Annotated in this window: 20 protein-coding genes and 2 tRNA genes; 16 read left to right on the top strand and 6 right to left on the bottom strand. The window is 65.8% G+C overall.

The genetic code is table 11. From position 1 onward, the window contains the following. Positions 1-162 precede the first annotated feature (162 nt). Positions 163-849 (bottom strand): arylesterase, encoded by a 687-nt coding sequence (locus tag HLH25_RS12865; RefSeq protein ID WP_182974435.1) that lies wholly within the window; start codon positions 847-849, stop codon positions 163-165. On the opposite strand from HLH25_RS12865, the gene HLH25_RS12860 reads away from it, so the two are divergent. Both HLH25_RS12860 and HLH25_RS12855 read left to right on the top strand, forming a co-directional pair. Beyond that, on the top strand, positions 848-1,609 hold the full coding sequence (locus HLH25_RS12860) for an ABC transporter ATP-binding protein (protein WP_182974434.1): 762 nt from the start codon (positions 848-850) through the stop codon (positions 1,607-1,609). The genes HLH25_RS12865 and HLH25_RS12860 overlap by 2 nt on opposite strands. After that, entirely contained in the window at positions 1,606-4,161 is a 2,556-nt protein-coding gene (locus HLH25_RS12855) for an ABC transporter permease (protein ID WP_310889102.1), read from the top strand. The genes HLH25_RS12860 and HLH25_RS12855 overlap by 4 nt, the downstream gene beginning before the upstream one ends. Positions 4,162-4,207: 46 nt before the next feature. Here HLH25_RS12855 and HLH25_RS12850 read toward each other — a convergent pair. After that, positions 4,208-4,283: transfer RNA gene (locus tag HLH25_RS12850), tRNA-Ala, on the bottom strand. Positions 4,284-4,534: 251 nt separating this feature from the next. Next, positions 4,535-5,173, bottom strand: a complete 639-nt coding sequence (locus tag HLH25_RS12845; RefSeq protein ID WP_182974433.1) for a Maf family protein — start codon at positions 5,171-5,173, stop codon at positions 4,535-4,537. A 431-nt stretch (positions 5,174-5,604) separates the two neighbouring features. On the opposite strand from HLH25_RS12845, the gene hemE reads away from it, so the two are divergent. Genes hemE through HLH25_RS12820 form a run of 5 tightly spaced genes read left to right on the top strand, consistent with a single transcriptional unit; the run spans position 5,605 to position 9,442 of the window. Then, positions 5,605-6,672 carry a uroporphyrinogen decarboxylase gene (gene hemE / locus HLH25_RS12840; protein WP_182974432.1) on the top strand — a complete coding sequence of 356 codons (1,068 nt, stop codon included), beginning with the start codon at positions 5,605-5,607 and terminating at the stop codon, positions 6,670-6,672. Then, a complete protein-coding gene (locus tag HLH25_RS12835; protein ID WP_182974431.1) occupies positions 6,669-7,391 on the top strand; it encodes an HAD family hydrolase in 723 nt (240 codons plus the stop codon). Before hemE ends, HLH25_RS12835 begins: the two co-directional genes overlap by 4 nt. Continuing rightward, positions 7,388-7,837, top strand: coding sequence for a protoporphyrinogen oxidase HemJ (gene hemJ / locus HLH25_RS12830; protein WP_182974430.1), 450 nt, complete (start codon positions 7,388-7,390; stop codon positions 7,835-7,837). Before HLH25_RS12835 ends, hemJ begins: the two co-directional genes overlap by 4 nt. Before the next feature lie 36 nt (positions 7,838-7,873). Then, on the top strand, positions 7,874-8,758 hold the full coding sequence (locus HLH25_RS12825) for an aldose 1-epimerase family protein (protein ID WP_182974429.1): 885 nt from the start codon (positions 7,874-7,876) through the stop codon (positions 8,756-8,758). Between the two features lie 3 nt (positions 8,759-8,761). Continuing rightward, positions 8,762-9,442, top strand: coding sequence for an SOS response-associated peptidase (locus tag HLH25_RS12820; protein WP_182974428.1), 681 nt, complete (start codon positions 8,762-8,764; stop codon positions 9,440-9,442). A 41-nt stretch (positions 9,443-9,483) separates the two neighbouring features. Here the strand turns inward: HLH25_RS12820 and HLH25_RS12815 are convergent, their stop codons facing one another. Together HLH25_RS12815 and HLH25_RS12810 are read right to left on the bottom strand one after the other, a co-directional pair. Next, on the bottom strand, positions 9,484-9,708 hold the full coding sequence (locus HLH25_RS12815) for a putative hemolysin (RefSeq protein WP_182974427.1): 225 nt from the start codon (positions 9,706-9,708) through the stop codon (positions 9,484-9,486). Between the two features lie 370 nt (positions 9,709-10,078). Beyond that, a tRNA-Ala gene (locus HLH25_RS12810) sits at positions 10,079-10,154 on the bottom strand. 126 nt (positions 10,155-10,280) lie between these two features. Here HLH25_RS12810 and HLH25_RS12805 point away from each other — a divergent pair. The 4 genes from HLH25_RS12805 to HLH25_RS12790 all read left to right on the top strand — a co-directional run bounded on the left by HLH25_RS12805 (position 10,281) and on the right by HLH25_RS12790 (position 12,584). Further along, positions 10,281-10,589, top strand: coding sequence for a YggT family protein (locus tag HLH25_RS12805; RefSeq protein ID WP_246402203.1), 309 nt, complete (start codon positions 10,281-10,283; stop codon positions 10,587-10,589). 102 nt (positions 10,590-10,691) lie between these two features. Then, positions 10,692-11,123: a YjjA family protein gene (locus HLH25_RS12800; RefSeq protein WP_183008062.1), complete on the top strand. Its 432-nt coding sequence runs from the start codon at positions 10,692-10,694 to the stop codon at positions 11,121-11,123. 55 nt (positions 11,124-11,178) lie between these two features. Then, entirely contained in the window at positions 11,179-11,925 is a 747-nt protein-coding gene (locus tag HLH25_RS12795; protein ID WP_182974424.1) for a 2-keto-4-pentenoate hydratase, read from the top strand. Positions 11,926-12,071: 146 nt separating this feature from the next. Continuing rightward, positions 12,072-12,584, top strand: a complete 513-nt coding sequence (locus HLH25_RS12790; protein ID WP_310889103.1) for a UPF0262 family protein — start codon at positions 12,072-12,074, stop codon at positions 12,582-12,584. Positions 12,585-12,655: 71 nt separating this feature from the next. Here HLH25_RS12790 and HLH25_RS12785 read toward each other — a convergent pair whose 3' ends face one another. After that, a complete protein-coding gene (locus HLH25_RS12785; protein WP_182974423.1) occupies positions 12,656-12,979 on the bottom strand; it encodes a RidA family protein in 324 nt (107 codons plus the stop codon). Positions 12,980-13,073: 94 nt separating this feature from the next. Here HLH25_RS12785 and HLH25_RS12780 point away from each other — a divergent pair, with 94 nt between their 5' ends. From HLH25_RS12780 to ptsP, 5 genes are all read left to right on the top strand, one after another. Then, entirely contained in the window at positions 13,074-13,526 is a 453-nt protein-coding gene (locus HLH25_RS12780; protein WP_182974422.1) for an HPr kinase/phosphorylase, read from the top strand. A gap of 131 nt (positions 13,527-13,657) precedes the next feature. Beyond that, the gene (rapZ, locus tag HLH25_RS12775; RefSeq protein WP_182974421.1) at positions 13,658-14,713 is read left to right on the top strand and encodes an RNase adapter RapZ; all 1,056 of its coding nucleotides are present in this window, start codon (positions 13,658-13,660) and stop codon (positions 14,711-14,713) included. Next, positions 14,710-15,165, top strand: coding sequence for a PTS sugar transporter subunit IIA (locus HLH25_RS12770; RefSeq protein WP_182974420.1), 456 nt, complete (start codon positions 14,710-14,712; stop codon positions 15,163-15,165). Before rapZ ends, HLH25_RS12770 begins: the two co-directional genes overlap by 4 nt. A gap of 6 nt (positions 15,166-15,171) precedes the next feature. Then, a complete protein-coding gene (locus tag HLH25_RS12765) occupies positions 15,172-15,492 on the top strand; it encodes an HPr family phosphocarrier protein (protein WP_182974419.1) in 321 nt (106 codons plus the stop codon). Continuing rightward, positions 15,479-17,332 carry a phosphoenolpyruvate--protein phosphotransferase gene (gene ptsP / locus HLH25_RS12760; protein WP_182974418.1) on the top strand — a complete coding sequence of 618 codons (1,854 nt, stop codon included), beginning with the start codon at positions 15,479-15,481 and terminating at the stop codon, positions 17,330-17,332. The genes HLH25_RS12765 and ptsP overlap by 14 nt, the downstream gene beginning before the upstream one ends. The last annotated feature ends 5 nt before the right edge of the window (positions 17,333-17,337 follow it).

Raw genomic sequence — 17,337 nt, 5'->3', positions numbered from 1 at the left:
CTCCGGAAATCCCCTACAAGACAAAGCGTCTTCCCTTCTTTTTCTGAAGAAAAAGAAGCAAAAAGACTTTCAATCGTTCAGGGCCATCGTTTCCCCCAGCACAAAGCTCCTGAACGAATCAGAGTTTTTTGGTTCTTTTTTGCAAAAAAGAACAGAACTCCCTCACTCCCGGCGCGCCAGCCGCTCCACCAAAGGCACCATCCGCGCCACGATCACGGCAACCCCGGCAGGATCAGGATGAATATGATCCGCCTGTTCCAGGTCCGGATGCGCCGCCACCCCGTCGAGGAAGAACGGGTCCCATAAAATACCCGGCCGGTGCGACAGACGCTCAAACACCGCACGGAAGGACTGGCCGTAACCCGCCCCCATATTGGGCGGCGCATACATGCCCGACAGCAGCACCGGCAGATGGTCCCGCTGCAACCGGTCCAAAATCGCCGTCAGGTTCTGCTCCATCCGGGCCGGGTCCAGCCCGCGCAGCCCGTCATTCCCACCCAGTTCCACGATCACCGCGTCGGGCTTGTCGCCCAGCGCCCAATCCAGCCGCGCCAGGGCATCGGCGCTGGTATCGCCCGACACACCGCCATCCAGGATGGTGATCGCATCGCCACGCGCATCCAGCGCCGCCTGAAGGCGCGGCACGAAGCTGTCCGCATGCGCCAGCCCATATCCGGCCGTCAGGGAATCCCCCAGCGCCAGAATCCGCACGGGACGATCGGCCGCGTGGCCCGATGGGGCGGCAACAGCCCACAGACAGGCAACAAGAAACAGAAAAACCGTTCGGGCTCCGTGCAGGCGCCGTGTAGCGTGCAGGCAGGACCATACCCTGTGGGAAGGAAAACGCATGGACGGCGACGGGCTCCCGAATGGACGGACGACGCTGGTCGAAGCACAGGATCTGTGGCTGACAGTGCCGACCCGCGCCGGTGCGGTCAATCCGCGCCGGGCCAACGACGCCGGGCAGGGGGCACTGACCATCCTGCATGACGTGAGCCTGCGCGTGACCGAAGGCGAGGCCCTGGGCATCATCGGCCCTTCGGGGTCAGGCAAGACATCGCTGCTGATGCTGCTGGCGGGGCTGGAACGCCCGACACGCGGCACGATCCGCATCGCCGCCACCACGCTGGGCAATCTGGACGAAGACGCACTGGCCCGTTTCCGGCGCGAGACGATGGGCATCGTCTTCCAGTCTTTCCAGTTGATCCCCACCATGACGGCGCTGGAAAACGTACTGGTGCCGCTGGAACTGGCCGGCCGGGCCGACGGCGCCACCGCTGCCCGCGCCGCGCTGGATGCGGTGGGGCTAGGCCACCGGCTGGACCACCTGCCGGGCGAATTGTCGGGCGGCGAACAGCAGCGCGTGGCGCTGGCCCGCGCCTTCGTCACGCGGCCAAGGCTGCTGCTGGCCGACGAACCGACCGGCAATCTCGACAGCCGCACCGGCGCGGCGGTGATGGACCTGCTGTTCAGCCTGCAACGCCAATACGGCACGACGCTCATCCTGATCACCCACGATCCGGCCCTCGCGGCACGCTGCGACCGCCGCCTGCGGGTGGAGGACGGGCATGTGCTGGCCGACCACCCGGTGCGGGAGCCCGCATCGTGAGCCAATGGCGCCTGGCCGCCCGTCTGGCCTGGCGCGACCTGCGCGGCGGCATCGGCGGCATGCGCGTCGTTCTGGCCTGCCTGGCGCTGGGGGTGGCCACCATCGGCGGGGTGGGCAGCCTGCGCGACATGATCCGCGACGGCATCGCCGCCGAGCAGCGCACCCTGCTGGGCGGCGACCTGTCGATCGAAAGCAGCGACCCGCTCCCCACCGAACTGGCCGATTTCGCAATGGCGCACGGTGCCCACGTCTCGCGGATGCTGCGCATACGTTCGATGCTCTACGCCCCGCGCGGCCCCGGCCGGCCGGATGACCGGATGCTGGTCGAACTCTCCGCGGTCGATGACGCCTATCCTCTGGTCGGCACGCTCGCCCTTACACCGCAGGTCCCGCTCGGCCGCGCCCTGGCGCCGGATCACGGCCAGCCCGGCCTGCTGGCCGACCCCCTGGTCATCGACCGGCTAAAGCTGAAAATCGGCACGATCGTGCGGATCGGCACCGCTCAATTCCATGTGGCCGGCAGCCTAGACCGCACCCCGGACGGCGCCGGCACGGTAACGCTGGCCCCCACGGTCATGATCACCCGATCCGCGCTGGATGCCGCCGGACTGATGCAGCCCGGTGCCCTGGTCAATCATGTGCTGCGCCTGGCGCTGGACGGGCCGGCAACAGACCGGCCGGCGCGGGCCGGTGCGCTGGCGCGCGCGATTGCCGCCCGTTTTCCCGATCAGGGCTGGCGAATTCGCGGCGAAGCTGACGCCGCCCCCGCGCTGACCCGCACCGTCGACCAGATGGCCCGCTTCCTGGCCCTGATCGGGTTATGCGCCCTGCTGCTGGGCGGGCTGGGGGTTTCGACCGGCGTCACCTCATGGCTGGAAGGTCGCGGGCGCACCATCGCCATCCTGCGCTGCCTCGGCGCCTCGGGGCCATTGATCCGGCGCACATTCGGCCTCCAGATCGCCGCCCTGTGCGGCATCGGCATCGGGGCCGGCATGGTGCCGGCCCTGCTGCTGCCGCCACTGGCGGCGCGCATGCTGAGCGGCCTGCTCCCCATCGAGACGACCACGATCCCGCCGCTTCTCCCGGTCCTGACGGCCGGCCTGTTCGGCGTGCTGGTCGCCCTGCTGTCCGTCATCCCGCCGCTGGCGCGAGCCTGTGCGATCAGCCCGGCCTCGCTGTTCCGCGACCAGGGCCAGCAGGCGGCAACCCGCGCGCGTTCCTGGCGCGTCGGCGCGGCCCTGACCCTGTGCGTGCTCCTGGCCGGTCTGCTCACGATCCGGCTGGCGGACAGCCCGCTCTTCGCGGCCGGCTTCCTCGGCGTCGTCCTGTTCGCCGCCGGCACCCTGCTGCTGGCGGGCCTCATACTACGCCGGGGCGTGTCCATCCTGCTGGCACGGCTGGATACGGCGCGGGGCGTGCCGAGGCTGGCGCTGGCACTGTTCGCCCATCGCAATGCGACCACCACCCGCATGGTCACCGCGCTGGGTGCCGGACTGGCCGCCATGGCGGCGATCCTGCTGACCGAGGGCGCGATGATGGCGCAACTGCGCGACCAGATGCCGCACAACGCCCCCGCCTTCTATTTCATCGACATCCAGCCCGCCGACCTGGACCGGTTCGACAGTCTGGCCAAGGCCCAGCCCTCGGTTCGCACGATTCAGCAACTGCCCTCGATGCGCACACGCGTCGTCGCGGTCGACGGCATACCGGCCGAACAGGTCAACGCAACACCACAGACCCGCTGGGCCCTGCGCGGCGATCACGGGCTGACGGTGGCCGCCACACCGCCGCCCGGCACGAAACTGGCCGAAGGCACATGGTGGGCCGCCGATTATGCCGGGCCGCCCCTGCTGTCGCTGGATGCCGGACTGGCCCAGGGATGGGGCGTGCATGTCGGCTCGACCATCCGGCTGAACGTGCTGGGCCGCGCGATCGACGTCCGGGTGGCCAACCTGCGCACCGTCGCCTGGCGGTCGCTCCAGCTCAATTTCGCGTTCGTCGTCTCGCCCGGCCTGCTGTCGCACGCGCCCCACACCTTCGTCGCGACACTGGCCACCGATGGCCGCGCCGATCAGGATGCCGCCACGCTGGCCGCCATCACCGACGCGCTGCCGGGCGTCACCGGCATCAGGGTTGCCGACGTACTGGCCCGCCTGACCGCGCTGGCCAGCCAGATCGCCACGGCACTCAGCGTTGCCGCTTCGATCATCATGGCATCGGGCGCGCTGGTCCTGGCCGCGACATTGGCCGCCGGCTGGCGCCAGCGGGTCGCCAACGCCGCCATCCTTCAGGCGGTGGGCGCCGGCCCACGCCAGATCCGCGTCATCTGGCTGATCGAATTTACGCTGCTGGGTCTGACGGCCGGCCTCTCGGCCATCCTGCTCGGCGCATCAGCCGCCTGGCTGATCATGCGCGCGGTCCTGCACCTGCCATGGACGGCGGACTGGACAGCGGTAGGGGGCATGATGATCGGCACACTGACAGCCACGACGCTGTGCGCAATGCTGGTCTGGCACCGCGCGCTACGGCCCTTGCGAGGCAGAGCGCGATAGCAGAATGCGCAATTCGGATTGTCTGGAAAAAAGGGACCGGAAGGATTGGTGGAGCCAATCGGAATCGAACCGACGACCTCCTGAATGCCATTCAGGCGCTCTCCCAACTGAGCTATGGCCCCGTCCAACCGGTCCGCGCCGTCAGTGATGACGTGCGGGTGGGCGGGGTATAACCGTGCCCCGTTTCCTTGGCAAGCCCCCGTCCATGGATTTTTTGCACCTCGTCGGTCGGAAGAAAGAAGCCTTCTTTTTCTGAAGAAAAAGAAGCAAAAAGACTTTCCTAGGTTCAGGACCATCACGCGTCCCCAGCACAAGGCTCCTGAACGAATCAAAAAGTTTTTTGGTTCTTTTTTTTCAAAAAAGAACAGAACCCCTACGCAAGAACCACGCCATGCTGGCGCAGGAACCCCAGCAACGGCAGCAGAGGCAGCCCCAGAATGGCCGCATGCTCGCCCGTCACGCGCTCGAACAGATGGATGCCCGGCCCTTCCAGCCGATAAGCCCCGACCGAGGACAGCACGGCATCCCCTTCCAGATCGAGATAGGCATCGAGGAAGGGTTCGGAAAACCGGCGCATGGTCAGTTCCGGCCGGGCGACATGCCGCCAGATCACCTGTCCGTCGCGCATCACCACCACCGCGCTGTGCAGCACATGCGCCCGCCCGCGCAATGCCAGCAACTGGGTCCGGGCGGCCGCGCGGTCGGCTGGTTTCTCGAACCATACGCCATCGCATTCCAGGATCTGGTCGGCACCGATCACCACGCAGTCGGGCTCACGAATGCGCTGCGCCTTGAGTTCGGCAAGCAACAGCGCGCAATCGCCGGGCGACAAACCCTCGGCGCGCGCCGACTCCCGCACCGCACCTTCGTCGATACGCGCGGGGCGGGTTTCGGCGCGGATTCCCGCCTGTTCCAGCAGGGTGCGCCGGGTCGCGGACTGGCTGGCCAGTACTATCCGGGGCGACTCGGCCTGTAGAAGAGTCGCGAATAGTACTAATGACGAGTCGCTCATGCGCCTGCTCTCCGTACTGAAAAAAAGAAACCCTGTGATCGGGTCGAACGAGTACTGGGGTACATGGGGATAGTACTCCATACGCTTCTTGATCGTACCGAGTACCGTGGACAACCCTCACAGCCGCCGACACGGTGGGTTGTACACAGCCTCATGTCGGCACATTCGGGATAACTCATCTAACCTTATGAATCCCTGTGTGAATGAAACTGTACACCCTGTGGGAAAGACGGGGTACGTTTTTGGAAATGCGGGTACCCCGTCATCCACAGGCCCTAATAACCTCCTCAGCGTTTCTTTCTTCTTATTTCATGTTTAGAGGTTGGTCCCGAAATCCGGTGATGGCGTACCGGACCTCGCCATGCGGTCCTGTCATCCCCGAGAAAAGTACGGGATAGTCCCGCAATGAACGATCTGACGGCGGACAGGCGATGACGGAAACAGGCAAACCCCTCCTGCGGGTCTTACAGGGCGAGGCCGTATGGCCGCCGCCGCTCTGGCTGATGCGCCAGGCGGGGCGCTACCTGCCGGAATTCCGTGCCCTGCGCGACAAGGCGGATTTCATCACCCGCTGCATGACACCCGATCTGGCAACCGAGATCACCCTGCAACCGATCCGGCGCTACGCCATGGACGGGGCGATCCTGTTCTCCGACATCCTGATCCTGCCCTGGGCAATGGGGCAGTCACTGGAATTCGTCCACGGCACCGGGCCGGTTCTCGGGCCGATCCGCAGCCAGGCCGATCTCGACCGCCTGGACCCGAAACGGGTGCCCGAGGCCACGGCACCGGTCATGGAAACCCTGACGCGCCTGCGCGGCATCCTCGACGGCCCGGATACGATCGGCGCCGCCCAGGGTGGCCGCACGACGCTGCTGGGCTTTGCCGGCGCGCCGTTCACGGTCGCGTGCTACATGGTCGAAGGCCATGGATCGCGGGAATTCGATGCGACACGCGGCATGGCCTATGCCGATCCGCTGCTGTTCGACCGCCTGATGGCACGCCTGACGGAAGCGACCGCCGACATGCTGGTGGCGCAGATCGACGCGGGAGCCGAGGCGGTGATGCTGTTCGACAGTTGGTCCGGCCTGCTGCCGCCCAACCAGTTCCGCCGCCACGTCATCGCACCCACCCGCGCCATCGTGCAGGAAATCCATGCCCGTCGGCCTGGCATACCGGTGATCGGCTTCCCGCGCCTGGCCGGGGTGATGGCGACCGAATATGCGCGCGAAACCGGCGTGCGGGTGCTCGCATTGGATACCGGTGCCGACATGATGGCGATGAGCCGCCTGCTGCCCGACAACATCACGCTCCAGGGCAATCTCGACCCGCTGCTGCTGCTGGCGGGCGGCGAGGCGATGACGCAGGAAGCCCGTGCGATCCGCGATGCGATGAAAGGCCGGCCGCATGTCTTTAATCTCGGCCACGGCGTGGTGCCGGCCACGCCGCCCGAGCATGTGGGCGAACTGGTCAGGGCGGTCCGGGAGATCGGGCAATGACGCCCGCCGCGCTGCCGAAGGCCGTCCGGCCCGATGGGCGGCTTCGTCTGGTGATCTTCGATTGCGACGGCGTGCTGATCGACAGCGAAGGGCCGTCCTGCCGGCTGGTGGCGCAGGAATTGCGCCAGATCGGCCTGGATTATGACGACGAGGAAGCCGTGCAGCGCCTTGCCGGCCGGGCCCTGACCCGCATCAAGGTCGAGGCAGAGGCGGAAACCGGCCGCAAACTGCCCGACGACTGGGCGACGATCGTGCAATACAAGCTGGTCGACCTGATGCGGGAAGAAGCGCGGGTTATCGACGGCGCGCACGACATGCTGACGGCGGTGATCGGGCTCGACCTGCCGGTTCGGGTCGGCTCCAATTCCTCGATCGCCGAGATGGACGTCAAATTCGCCCGCACCGGGCTGGACCGGTTCGTGGCCGACCGGGTGCACTCGGCGCGGGACATGGGCAAGCCGAAGCCCGATCCGGCGGTCTATCTGCACGCGGCGGAAACCGAAGGCGTACCGGCGGACGAATGCGTCGTGCTGGAAGATACCGATACCGGCGCCAATGCCGCGCGGGCCGCCGGCATGGCCTGCGTGCTGCTGCGCCCGCTCGACCTGCCGGCTCCGGACTGGCCGGGCCTGTTCCGGATCGGGCACCTGTCGGAATTCGCCCCGTTCCTGGAGCGGATTCAGGCTGCCCAGGCAGCACATCACGGAGGCCGGTCTTGATCTTTGGTCTCCTGCCCTGGCTGGCATGGTTCAAGGCCCTGCATGTGATGTCGCTGATCGCGTGGATGTCGGGCATGTTCTACCTGCCGCGCCTGTTCGTCTATCACTGCCAGGCCCAGCCCGGTTCCGCCGAAAGCGAACGTTTCAAGGTGATGGAACGTAAATTGCTGCGCCAGATCATGAACCCAGCCATGATCAGCACTTTTCTGTTCGGCACCCTGCTGGCGCTCACACCCGGCACGGTCGATTGGCACGCCGGCTGGTGGTATCTCAAGATTGTCTCGGTGCTGGGTCTGGCCGGCTTTCACGGCGCATGCGCGGGCTGGCGGCGGACCTTCGCCGAGGACAGAAACACGCGGCCGGAAAATTTCTATCGCGCGGCAAATGAAATTCCGACCATTCTGATGGCTGTCGTGGTGATCATGGTGATTGTCCGCCCGTTCTGATCGGAAACATGCGGGCCTGCACACGGAGAAAATGCGATGACGGATCATGTCTTCAGTTCGGGTCGGATCACAACCCGCGTTGCCGGACAGGGCGCCGAATTGCAGTCGCTGGCCGACGGGGCAGGGCAGGAGCGTCTGTGGTCGGGCCTGCCGGCCTGGCCGCGGCGCTCGCCGGTGCTGTTTCCCATCGTCGGCCGCCTGCCGGACGACACGGCCTGGATCGACGGCCGGCCTTATCACATCACCCAGCACGGTTTCGCGCGCGACCGGGCCTTCACCTGGCAGGAGCGCCGCGTCGACGGATGCACATTGGTCCTGACCGATGATGCTGACACCCGCATGATTTTTCCGTTCCGCTTCGTGCTGACGCTCGATTATCAGGCCGAGGGCGATACGCTGCATGTGCGCTATCGCCTGTATAATCCCGACCCGATGCGGACCCTGCCGGCCTCACTGGGCGCGCACCCGGCCTTTGTCTGGCCGCAGCGGCCGGGCACGGCGAAGCAGGATCATGTGCTGACATTCGAACGGCCCGAACCCGCGCCGATCCGGCGGATCGCCGGCGGGCTGCTTCAGCCCACGTCCTTTCCCACACCGATCGTCGGGCGGACGCTGGCTTTATCCGATGATCTGTTCATCGACGATGCCATCATCATGGATGCTCCGGCCAGCTGCAGCGTCAGTTTCCAGGCTCCGGACGGAACCGGCGTAACACTCGCCTGGGAAGGCTTCCGCGAACTGGGATTATGGACAAAGCCGGGGGCCGATTTCCTGTGCATCGAACCCTGGCATGGTTTTTCAACACCTCAAGGATTTTCAGGCGACTTTACCAACAAGCCGGGCCTTCTGCATATCGGGCCGGGCGAGGAATGGCATGGATCGTGGTCGGTCACCGTCGACCCGAAATCCGCACCCGCCTGAACGATGTGCGGGCGTTTCGCCAACGCGCTATCGCTGGAGCGGATGCGGCAGGCTTTCCATCTCGCCGGCCCCGCGCCCGACTGGCTGCCTTCGTGGAATATCGCGCCGCGCCAACCCGTGGCGGTGGTGCGCCGTCACCCGGTCAGTCATGATCTCCGGCTGGATCTGCTGTTATGGGGGCTGGTCCCCAACTGGGCGCACGATATGGGCCGCCAGCCGATCAACGCCAGGGCGGAAACCGTCGCCACCTCGGGCATGTTCCGCGCCGCTTTTCGCTCGCGCCGCTGCCTGGTGCCGGCAACGGCTTATTACGAATGGCAGTCCGGCCTGCCGCCCCGGCAACCCTGGGCATTCGCCCGGCGCGACGGCAAGCCGCTGGCACTGGCGGCAATCTGGGAATCCTGGGAATATGAGGGCGATATCCTGCGCAGTTTCGCCATCGTGACCACGCAGGCCAGCGCGGCGACCCGTTCCATCCATGACCGAATGCCGGTCATCATCGCGGATCAGGATCGCGATGCGTGGTTCGATGCCCCACCCGCGATCGCGGAACGATTACTGGTCCCGGCGCCGGTCGACATGTTGCAGGCATGGCGCGTCGGAACACGGATCAACAAGGTGGGACACGACGGGCCAGATCTTCTGGCTCCCGTTGAAGGTGGAATCTTCCCTGAAGAAAAATGAAATCTTGTGATTTTAAAAAACGTTTCCACAAGAGTCTTTTCTCAGCGCCGTGCGCTGCGGAACAACGTCCATTCCTCGACGACGCGGCCGTCGGGAAGATGGCAGTAGCCGACCTGCCCGCCGGGTTCCGTTCTGATCTCCAGCGTGCCCCCCTGCTTCACGCAGTAGGTCGAAGCAGGGTTGGCCATGCCGAGTTGCCGAGGTTTCTCGGTCGCCGCACATCCCGACAAGACCAGTATCGCCGCCACGGTCATGATTTTTTTCATGTCATCCAAATTCTGTTTTACCAAAGGTGTGACGGGGCTCTCAATACTCCCGCAGACCATGGTATCCTGCAACGAATAAGCAGCCTTCCGGTTCTTTTCCGGTGGAAAGATACTGCATTAAGGTCATGATGCGGGCGCTATCATTGCCGCGATAAAAAAGGCGCGAGTGCGCCTGGCAGCGTCGGTCCATGGCGTGGATCTCAACCAGGACGCCCGCGATCATGAATGCATGGATTGTGCTGAAAGACCCGCTTTGCATTCTACCGGAGCCGAACGACGGCGCTGAACGCAACACGACGGACAACCGACCAATGAGTCGGTTTACATCTACATATTTTCGTATGGAAAAACAGGATCTTATCAAGGCAAGTGGTGGAGCTGAGGGGAATCGAACCCCTGACCTCCTCATTGCGAACGAGGCGCTCTCCCAACTGAGCTACAGCCCCACTGCCTGACGGGGTGGATAAATAGCGGGTGCAGGATGTTTGTCAAGCGCGATTGGTGCCGCCCGGTGTTGTATGCTCCGGTTGGCTTCGATAGAGTTATCGCCCGTCAACGCAGGGATCATCACGTTGCTCACGCTTATTTTCAGTCTGCTGCTCAATATCATCAGGCTCTATACATGGGTGGTCATCATTTCCTGCGTGTTCAGCTTTTTGTACGCGTTTGGCGTCCTGGATACGCGCAGTCAGATGGTCTGGTCGATCGGCCGCTTCCTCAATCGGTTGACCGAGCCGGCATTGCGGCCGATCCGCAGTATCCTGCCTGCCACGGGCAATATGGATTTCAGCCCGCTGGTGCTGCTGCTGCTGATTCAGTACCTGCTCACGCCGTTGGTCCGGCAGCTCTACTATTCGGTGGCGTTCAATTCGGGATTCTGACCGAACCCTCGGATTTTGTTCGCCTGCCAGGGCAACGTCATTCATATTCTGGCCACATCGTCAGGTTATGCTCGGCAAGAGCCAAAAAAAAGGATGTGGTGCATGAGCCGTCATTTCGTTGCCTTGTCATTCGCGGCCGTCGTGGCGGCTGCGTCGCTTTCCGGCGCACGCGTGGCGCACGCCCAGATGCCCTCGATGCCCGGCATGTCGGACATGGGGCAGGGCATGATGGGGTCGATGGGCCTCCCGTCCGTCTCCTCCGCCGGGTCCAGCAATCTGGTCGGGCTTCTGGGCTATTGCGTGCAGAACAATTTCCTCGGCGCCAGCACCGCGTCGCCGGTCATGAATGCCCTCGGTCAGAAGGCAGGGATCAGCGGTCAGGGCGACAGCGCCTATCAGGCAGGCCAGCGCGGTCTGCTGGATACCGGCAACGGCAAGACCTTCTCGCTCGCATCGGTCGGGCAGGGCCTCAAGCAGCAGATGACGCAGAAAGTCTGCAACATGGTGCTCAGCCGGTCGCAGTCCTTGCTGTGACCGGCCACGATCGCCATCCGGAGGCCGGTCGCAGACTCCGGGCAGGGCGCGCGTGATGGTGTCGGTCGATGAAGCCTTCCTTCGGGTCCGGGCCGGGGCATCTCCTCTGGAATGCCTTCCCGGCGGCTATCATGTCGCGTCGGCGGATGAAGCCTATCGCATCCAGCACGCGACGCTGCGGGCGCTGGGGGGCAGGATCGCCGGCTGGAAGGTCGGGGCCGACACGCCGGAGTCCGAACCGGCCGCCGCGCCGATCGCCGTTTCGACCTTGTTCGATACGGCGAATACCCTGCCGCGCGGCCTGTGCCGCCTGATCGGGGTGGAAGCCGAAATCGCCTATCGTTTCGGCCGCGCCCTGCCGCCGCGCGACGTGCCCTATACGACCCAGGAAGTCTGTGACGCGATCGAATCCGCGCATCCCGCCATCGAAATCATCGACACCCGTTTCGTCACGCCGGGCAGCCAGCCGGTATTCGATCATCTGGCCGATCAGCAGAGCCATGGGGCCCTGTTCGTGGGGCCGGGCATATCGGACTGGCGCGCCCTGGTGCCGATGGAAGAGCGGGTAACTCTCTCGATCGACGGTCGCGTGGCTGTCGATCACGTCGGAGGCAGTGCGGCGGGCGATCCGATCCGCCTGCTGGTATGGCTGGCGTCGCACGCCGCCCGCTACGCTGGAGGCTTGGCCGCCGGCACCATCGTCACGACGGGATCGCGATCCGGCACCCTTTTCGTCGAACCAGGGACACGGGTCGCTGTCACGTTCGCCCATCTGGGCTCGCTTTCACTGACCTGTGATTGAAATCTGAACCGATATGCACCGGAGGCGATCGCTCGGCAGGAGCATTGTCTTCCGGTCCCTCATGTGCGCGTCGCGCATGACGTGTAATATGGTCGCCGACCTTGGCTCCCGCTGCGGGAGCCAGCCGGGGCAGGAAAGGGGGGTCAGTGCATCCATTACCCGACAACCCATCGCATGGTGGTGGGCCGACCAGCCCCACGGTACTGGCGCGTGTCGTCCTTGAAGATGTCGAGAACGCGCTCACAACCAGCCGGGCGCGGCAGAACGATGTCAACCAGGCGATCGCCGACCTGCAACAGACAGCCCGCTTCCTGCCCGAGGGGCTGATCGGGCCGTTCATCCTGCATCTGTCGGTTCAGACCAACGGACTGGTTTTCGACGTGCGCGACGCGCAGGACAAGCCGCTGCGCATCTATCGGATCTCGCTGACCCCGTTCCGCCGCCTGATCAAGGATTACGTCCTGCTGGTCGACAGTTTCGACGAAGCGGTAAGCGAGGGAAACACGATGCGCGTCCGGGCGATCGATATGGGCCGGCGAGGTCTGCATAATGACGGCGCGGCACTGATGGTCGAACGTCTGCGTGGCAAGATCGACATGGATGACGAAACCGCCCGCCGCCTGTTCACGCTGGCCAGCATCCTCCAGCAGCGACGCTGACACGATTCACCGCCTGAAACGCGCGCCACGATCGGGAGCCTCTTCACCGGCGCGTTTTTCCCGGCAGGCCCTCAAAAATGCGAGGGACCAACCACAAGTTCGATCTCGATCAGGGTCGCGGGATCGTCGAATCCCGGCACCAGACGCAAGGTGGTGCCAGGCCGTCCGGCGCCGAAGGCATCGCGCAGAAGCGGAAAGCAGGACGGGAAATCGTCCGTGTCACGCATCAGGAAGATAATGCGTGTCACGTCCTGCAACCGGTAGCCATCGCGTGCCAGGGCCTGGGCGCCACGGTCCAGCGCCACGCGGCACTGGTCCTTCAGGCCGGGCGGGTTTCCCGTGCTGCGTGGATCGATTCCGGTCAGGTGCCGCACATGGATCTCCTGGTCCGTCATACCGTGCGTAATCTCCCAACCCGGACATAAAATAACGAAATCGTCATATTCAGTTCACAATGAATTTCAACCCTCAGGGGTCATTTTAACGGACATGGAACAATTACGCTCACCAAAGGTTCAGGTCCATGCGAGTTGCGCGGCGCGCGGCGGGCAGGGGGTGCTGCTGCTGGGGCCATCGGGCATCGGCAAGTCGGACCTGCTGCTGCGGCTGGTCGATGTCGGCTACGATCTGGTCGCCGACGATCGCGTGGTTCTCGACGGCCACCGGGTCTCGGCACCGCCGGCCCTGGCCGGGCTGATCGAGGTCCGGGGCATGGGGATCGCCCGCCTGCCGTTCGTGGCCGAGGCCCAGGCGGTCCTGGTCGTCAGGCTGGTCAGGCCGGAGGAACGGCCCGACCGGTTGCCCGCATCGCTGCACGATCCTGTGACCGGCCTGCCGGAAATCCGGCTGGACCCGGCATTGTCGTCGGCCGTGGCGCGGATCAACCTGGCCCTTGACGGGCTCGCCGGTCGTTGCAAGATTTTAACCTTCGAGCAATTGTAATCCCTATGCCGCTTCCCAAGTCGGCCCTTTCAGTATCCCATGCGTGGGGGACGGTGTCGTGAGCCCCGCCTGATCTCCAGGCGGCTCCCGTGCCCGAAGGTGTCCGGCCTCTTGTTCAGCCAGGATTTCCCGTGACGGATTCTTTACTCGACGGAGCCCCGGCGCCGCGCCGCATCCTGCTGGTAACCGGCCTGTCCGGTGCGGGAAAATCGTCGATCCTGCGCATCCTGGAAGATCTGGGATACGAGGTGATCGACAACCCACCGCTGGGCATGCTGGACGAAATCGTGACCCGTGCCGAACAGCCGGTGGCGATCGGCGTGGACTCGCGCACCAGGGGGTTCGACGCGGCGGCGGTCATGGCCGCGCTGGGGCGCCTGCGCGTCAATCCGGGCCTGCAGGCCGAACTGATCTACGCGACCGCCGAGGAAAGCGTGCTGCTGCGCCGCTACACCGCCACCCGCCGCCGCCATCCGCTGGCGATGCGCGGCGCGGTAAAGGACGGGATCGAGGCGGAAATCGAACTCACCGCCCGGCTGCGGGCGGCCGCCGACATGGTGATCGACACCTCGGACCTTCCGCCTCCCGAATTACGGCAGGTGATCGAAACGCGGTTCGCTCCCGGCACCGACCGGCAGGGCGGCGGGCTGACGGTGGCGCTGATGTCCTTCGCCTTTCCCGCCGGGTTGCCGCGCGAGGCCGATATGGTGTTCGACGCCCGGTTCCTGCGCAATCCCTATTATGTCGCCGAACTGGCGGCCCAAACCGGCCTGGACCCCGAGGTCGCGGCATATGTCGCCGCCGATCCCGACTATCCGCGCTTCCTGGACCAGATCGACGGCATGCTGGGGCTGGTGCTGCCCCGCTTCGTGCGCGAGGGCAAGAAATACGCCACCATCGCCATCGGCTGTTCGGGCGGCCGGCATCGTTCGGTCACGATCGTCGAGGCCCTGGCCGAGCGTCTTGCGGAATGCGCGGGAACATGCGAGAGGCCAGGAAAGACGCATCGTATTGACATTGGCGCGGCGCCATCCGATGTCCCGTCATCAGGGGCGGACGGACAGGGCGCATGGTCGGTCATCGTCATGCATCGTGAACTGGCGCGGCAGGGCCGATATCGTTGGCGGTGGGCCAGCCGGCCGAAAGAGCCTGTGACGGACGTCGTGGAAGGGCGATATTCTTCATGATCGGTATGGTCCTCGTTACCCATGGCGCGTTGGGCGAGACACTCAGGCGCGCGATGGAACATGTGGTCGGGCCGCAGGAACAACTCGCAACGCTGAACGTCGAGGCCGGGGACGACCCGGTGCTGCGTCGTGTGGATCTGCAAAAGGTGATTGCCGGCGTCGATACGGGCGACGGCGTCCTGCTGCTGACCGACATGTTCGGCAGCACGCCTTCGAACCTGTCGATCTCCATGATGGAAAGCGCGCGGGTCGAGGTTCTGGCCGGCGTCAACGTGCCGATGCTGGTCAAGCTGGCGCAGATCCGCAACGGCCATACGCTGGAGGAATGCGCCGACCTCGCCGAGGGGGCCGGGCGCAAATATATCTCCACCGCCTCCCACCTGCCGCCGCAATGCCTGGGCGGTGCCCGGAGCTGCCTGATGGGCGAGCAGCGGGCCGCGTCGGTCGGCTGAGGACACATGTCCGGCGCCGAAATGTCCCCCGGAGGGCTCGATCCCGAGGACCCCGATGTCCTGTCCGTGACGGCGACGATGGTCAATCGCCGGGGTCTGCATGCCCGCGCCGCCGCGCGGCTGGTCACGGTGGCCGAACAGTTCGATGCGAATGTCGAGGTCCGGCGTGGCGACCAGACGGTCTCGGCGCGCTCGATCATGGGGCTGATGATGCTGGGGGCCGGTCGCGGAGAATCCGTGACGCTGATGGCCACCGGATGGGATGCCCATGCGGCGATCGAGGCCCTGACGGCCCTGATCGAGGCTGGCTTCCATGAAGACGACTGACACCCCCGACCAGGTTCCTCCCCGCCGCCGGCGCCGCCCCCGGAGCGCGGCCCCGGCAACGGCCGAAATCCGCCTGAGCGGTGACGCGACGGTCGGTGGCGTGGCGATCGGCCCGGCGATGCTGGTGCTGGAAAGCCCCGCGCCGGATATCGACGCCTCCGCCCGTACCGACGACCCGGACCATGAACTGGCGCGGCTGGCCGAGGCGATCGAACGCTCGGTGCGGCAGATCGAGCGACTGCGCGACCGGCTGGCGATCCTGCCCGAGGATGGTCAGATCGAGATCGGCTCGCTGCTGGAAGTCTATCGCCGGATGCTCGGCCCCTCGCGCCTGCAACGCGGCATTCACGACCGGATCGTCCGCGACGGGCGCACGGCGGAACTGGCGGTTCGCGAGGAAACCGAGAGCCTGGCGCAGGCCCTGCTGCACGACGGAGCCCAATTCGGCGGCGAGGATGCCGCGGCCGCCCAACGCCGCGCCGGCGAGTTTCGTGAAATCGGCCAGCGCCTGATGCGCAATCTGGGCCGCGCGCCGTTCCGTTCCTTCAGCGCGGTGCCCGCCGGCACGGTGCTGGTCGCCGAGCAGTTGCGCCCCGCCGACGCGGCGCTGATCGATCCCTCGCGCATCGTCGCGGTCGCGACCGAGGAGGGCGGATCGACCGATCACACCGCCATCATGCTCCGTGCGCTGGGCATTCCCACCGTGCTGGCCGCCCACGGGCTCACGGCGCGCGCGCGCGACGGCGCGACCATGGTGGTGGACGGCACGACGGGCCAGGTGGTGATCGACCCGGACGAGGAGACACTGGCGGTCGCCCGCCGCGGCGTGGCCGACCATGCGCGCGAACGGCAGGCGCTGGGCCGTTTGCGCCGTCTGCCCGCCCGCCTGTCCAGCGGCGAGAAACTGCAATTGCAGGCCAATCTGGAACTGCCGGCCGAACTGCCGCTGATCGCCCAGTCCGGCGCCTCGGGCATCGGCCTGCTGCGCACCGAATTCCTGTTCATGAATGCCGAAGCCATGCCGGACGAAGACCGGCAGGCGGCGATCTATGCCGAGATCATCGGCACGATGGCGGGCGATACCACCACGATCCGCGTCGTGGACTGGGGCGGCGAGAAGCACAGCGAAGCCCTGGAGCGCGCCGGGCTGAATCAGGAAGGCGACACCATCAACCCCGCGCTGGGCATGCGCGGGCTGCGCCTGCTGCTGCGCCATCCCGCCGTGTTGGAAACCCAGTTCGCCGCCATCCTCAAGGCATCCGTCGCCGGCCCGGTCCGAGTGATGCTGCCGATGGTCACGATCGTGCCCGAACTGCGCGAGGCGCGGGAGATCTATCATCGCGTGGCCCGCCGGCTGCGTCGCAAGGGCATACCGCTGGGCGACAGCCTGCCACCGCTGGGCATCATGGTCGAAACCCCGGCCGCCGCCATCATGGGGGACGCGCTGGCGCAGGAGGCCGAATTCCTGGCCATCGGCACCAACGACCTGACGATGTACACGCTGGCGGTGGATCGGGCCTCCGCCGAGGTCGCGTCGCTCTACCACCCGCTCCACCCGGCCGTACTGCGCCTGATCCAGGCCGCGACCGAGGCCGCGCTACGCCAGTATCGCCCCATTTCGCTCTGCGGCGAGATCGCGGGCGACCCGCGCGTGGTGCCGCTGCTGATCGGCCTGGGCCTGCGCTCGTTCTCCATGACCGCCTCGGCGGTGCCTCGGGTCAAGAAGACGGTGCGCGCCCTGTCTTTCGAGGATTGCCGCCGCCTGGCCCACCGGGTGATGGAAGCCTCGGATGTCGCCGAGGTCATGGACCTGATCGACGATTTCGCTACCGGGACGTAAGGTCC

Origin of the sequence: Gluconacetobacter dulcium, assembly GCF_014174165.1 — a bacterium.
Classification (GTDB): domain Bacteria; phylum Pseudomonadota; class Alphaproteobacteria; order Acetobacterales; family Acetobacteraceae; genus Gluconacetobacter; species Gluconacetobacter dulcium.
This window is presented reverse-complemented; position numbering and strand designations above follow the sequence as displayed.